Genomic DNA, 3695 nt, shown 5'->3' with positions numbered 1-3695 from the left:
CCGCGCAGGTGGGCCAGGGGGCACGGGCCCCGGGAGGCCGAACGGGCGGCCCGTTGGCTCGGCCATCTCGCCCGGCACCTCACGAAGCGCGAGCAGACCGACCTCAAATGGTGGGAACTGGGCACGACCATGCACCCGTCGGCCCGGATGACCGTGATCGGCTGTGCGGCCGGGATATGCGTCGGGGCGGTCGTCTTCCTCGTGGACACGGTCTTCCTCACCGTCTTCCCGGCGCGTCCCGGCGGGGACTTCCCCGCCAGGCTCGCGGAAGGACTCCTGGTCGGGCTCACGGACGCCCTCATGAACGGGCTTCCGGCCGCGGTGCTCTTCGGCCTCGCCCACCGGGTCCGCCTGGCGTTCGTAGGGGCGGCGGTGGAGCCCTCGCGGATGCGGATCGGCATCCGCGGCCGGGGCGGATCGCCGCGCACCAGGTCCGTCCGGGACGTCCTCAAGCAGGTCAGAACCGGGAGCCTCGCGGGGTTCGCGGGCGGAGCCGGGATCGGGCTGTTGTTCGGGCTGTGGGAAAAGGGGGCCGGAGACCCGCGCTGGTTCGAGATCGGGCTGGTGGCCGGGATGGTGTACGGCGCTCAGTTCGGGCTCGTGTTCGGGCTCGTGAGCGGGCTCGCGGCCTGGCTGGAGACTCCGATCGACACCGACTCCGCCGTTCGGCCCCGTGGTCTGCTGGGCACCGACCGGAACAACGCGCTCGTGCAGCTGCTCCTGTTCGGGCCCCTGGCCGGAGTCACCGTGATCGTCGGGGCCAGGCTCATCGTCGGGCTCCTCGGAGGCTCCCTCTGGGGCGTCGCGGTCAGATCGGAGCTGGTGTGGGACATCCGGTTCGGACTCCTCACGGCGCTCGCGGGAGGTCTCGGAGCGGTCCTCGCCCTGACGGCCTGGGGCGAGTGGGTGGTCTTCGCGCACATCTGGCTGCCGCTGACCGGGCGGCTGCCCTGGCGGGCGATGGCGTTCCTGGAGGACGCCCACCAGGAGCGGGGCGTCCTGCGCCAGGCCGGAGCGGTCTTCCAGTTCCGCCACGCTCGGCTCCAGGAGCGCCTCGCACGTCCGGCGGAGGCCGGGGCCGACGACCGATCCTGATCCGAGAACTGCCCGTTCTACAGAACTAACCCCCCATTGAGTCGTGGAACGGTGAAGGGCCCGGCCTCCCGAGCAGTGGGAGGCCGGTCCCTTCGGCTTCGGGTGGGGGTTGCGGTGTCAGTGCCGCACCGCGGGGGCGGGCGTCAGTGCTGGACGGTGGGCCGCAGGGTGGTGACGGCGCCGTAGTGGCCGTCCGAGGCGGCGCCGATCTCGATTCCGACGGGCGCGGTGGGGGTCCGCTTGAGGCCGACTCGGAAGGTGTACGTGACCGGGTTGCCGTTCATCACGCCGTCCAGTTGGGCCGGTGCCACGCCGAGCCGTCCGTTGCAGTCCTCGGTCACTTCGAAGGACTTCCACTCGTTGCCGACCTTGGCCTCGACGGTGACGTCCTGCCCGGTCAGGCCCTGGCTGGAGGGCAGGGACAGGGACACGGTCGGGCGCAGCCGGTGCGGGCCGTCGGGCGAGGTGATGTTGAAGGTGAACTCGGTGGGGGTTGTGCCGATGGCGAGCGGGGTGGGCTTGGAGGCGGAGGTCACGGTCGGGCGGTGGCTGTCGATGACGGAGGTGGTCACGATGCCCTTGGTGAGCACCTGGTGGGTGGAGGGTGTGACGGCGTCGGCTTCGACGAGCAGTCGGCCCGGCTGGTTGCTCGCGTCGAGCGCCATCCGGTACTCGACGGTGCGGCTCTCGCCGGCGGCCAGGGTGAAGGCGGCGTCGTTGCCGGTGCCGGCGTAGTCCGTGCCGCCGCCCTGGTTGAGCGAGGGCATGGTCTTCCAGCCGGAGGCGTCCTTGCGCTCCAGGGTGCCCTGTGCCATGGAGAGCATCCGCTGGCACTGCGCGCCCTCGTACTGCTGGGTTGCGACCACCGGAGCCACGCTGCGGGTGCCGGTGGCGTCGTTGTTCTTCCAGGTGACCGAGAACGAGACCTGGTTGCCGACCTGGATCTTCTGGCCCTGGTGGAGGCCGTTGAAGGTGATCCCGATGCCACCGGCGGGCTTGGCCGGGGCCTTAATGGCGGGCTTCGTGGCGGGCTTGACGTCGGTCTTGGCGACGGCGGGACCGGCCGGGGCCTCAGCGGCCGGCGCTGCGGTGGTCGGAGCCGCCTCGGTGGTGGGTGCGGCCGGGGCGGGGGTGGTCGGGACGGCGCCCGCCCCGGGGGTGGCCGAGGAGCTGGCCGAGGGGGTGGGGGCGGAGGCGGCGACGGACGACCCGCCGTTGGTCGGGCCGCAGGCGGCGACACCGACGGCGGCGACGACGGCCAGCGGGACGATCTTCGCAATACGGTCGATAACGGACGCGTTCATGTGACAGTCCCCCCAAAGGACACAGTGCTGGTGATGGTGATCGGATGAGCGGGCGCCTACTGTCGCGCCCCGAGGAGCCGGCCCGAGCCCCCCGGCTTCACCGGCTCGCTCTCCCCGCCTCTCACCCTGATAGACGTCCATCCCGCCGGGGGGTTGCACCCGGGTTCGAAGAAATTTTTCGCGAGCCGGGGCGGCGGCCGGTAGTCGGCGGCGGGGGCCGACCTCGCCCGCACCGCCGTGCGCGCCGCCCGCCAGGCCGCCCGCACCAGCGGCAACGCTCCCGCCCAGCGCACCACCCGGCAGACCACGGCCGCGCCGCGGCGCGGCCCGCACGAACCCGAGCCGATCGCGGACGTGTTCCTCACCCTGGTCGCCGCCCACGGCTGGACCCCCGGCACCACCCACGGAGGCCTGCGCGACTGCTGGCCTGACATCGTCGGCCCCGACGCCGCCGCCCACTGGACCCGACCACCCGCCACCTGCGCGTGGTCGCCGACTCCCCGACCTGGGCCGCCCAGCTCCGCTACCAGACCAGCCACATCCTCACCGACCTCGACCGGCTGCGCGCCGGCACTGTGCGGGCCATCGACGTCCGCGTCGGCCCCGCCCCCGTGGTGCAGCACGACCAGGACCCCGACGACCGACCGGCCCACCACGCAGCCGGCCCGCCGCGACGACCGGCCCACCACGCAGCCGGCCCGCCGCGACGACCGGCCCACCACGCAGCCGGCCCGCCGCGACGACCGGCCCGCCGCGCAGCCGGCTCGGCCCCCGCTCGCCGACCACCACGCCTACCAGGAACTGCGCCGCCGGATGCGCGAGGACGCCGCCGCCCGCCAGGCGGCACTCGACGAGGCCACCGCCGAGCAGGAGGCGATCCTGCGTGAGCACTACAACCGGCTGCGCGAACCCGAGGGCGCCCACCAGCCCGCGATCGAGGACACCCCGGCCACCGACACCGACCACCACGCCCGCCAGCAGCGCGAACGCCACCGCGCCGCCCTCGCCGTCGCCCGCGCCACCCGGGCCGGAGCGATCCCGCTACGCACCGCCCGCCCGGCCCCGCCACGTACCGGAGCGGCGTGAGCTGTAGCCGACCTCGCTCGTTCGGGGAAAGCCGGGACAACCACGTGGCGGTGGCGGCAGGGTGGCCGCGACCAACCCGTTCGCCGGCCCCAACCGGGCCGCGCCAGATCAGCAGTGGCTTCGTAGTTGAGAAGTAGAAGCACTTGTTGCCGGGTTCTGGCAGCGGTCAGTGATCTCTCAGCATGGAAATGTTGATGAGAGATGGCAGCG

2 protein-coding genes and 1 pseudogene are annotated in these 3695 nt (G+C 73.1%); 2 read left to right on the top strand and 1 reads right to left on the bottom strand.

Going from position 1 to position 3695, the window contains the following annotated elements; genetic code table 11:
* A pseudogene (locus ACGF0D_RS44045) lies at window positions 1-1095 on the top strand (hypothetical protein); the annotation flags it as partial.
* 143 nt (window positions 1096-1238) lie between these two features.
* Here ACGF0D_RS44045 and ACGF0D_RS44040 read toward each other — a convergent pair.
* Entirely contained in the window at window positions 1239-2399 is a 1161-nt protein-coding gene (locus ACGF0D_RS44040; RefSeq protein WP_392926185.1) for a hypothetical protein, read from the bottom strand.
* Window positions 2400-2636: 237 nt separating this feature from the next.
* On the opposite strand from ACGF0D_RS44040, the gene ACGF0D_RS44035 reads away from it, so the two are divergent.
* Window positions 2637-3485, top strand: coding sequence for a hypothetical protein (locus ACGF0D_RS44035; protein ID WP_392926183.1), 849 nt, complete (start codon window positions 2637-2639; stop codon window positions 3483-3485).
* Window positions 3486-3695: the final 210 nt, after the last annotated feature.

This window comes from Kitasatospora sp. NPDC048298 (assembly GCF_043201465.1).
GTDB lineage: Bacteria > Actinomycetota > Actinomycetes > Streptomycetales > Streptomycetaceae > Kitasatospora.
Note: the sequence above shows the minus strand (reverse complement) of the source record. Positions and strands in the feature narration are given on the sequence as shown.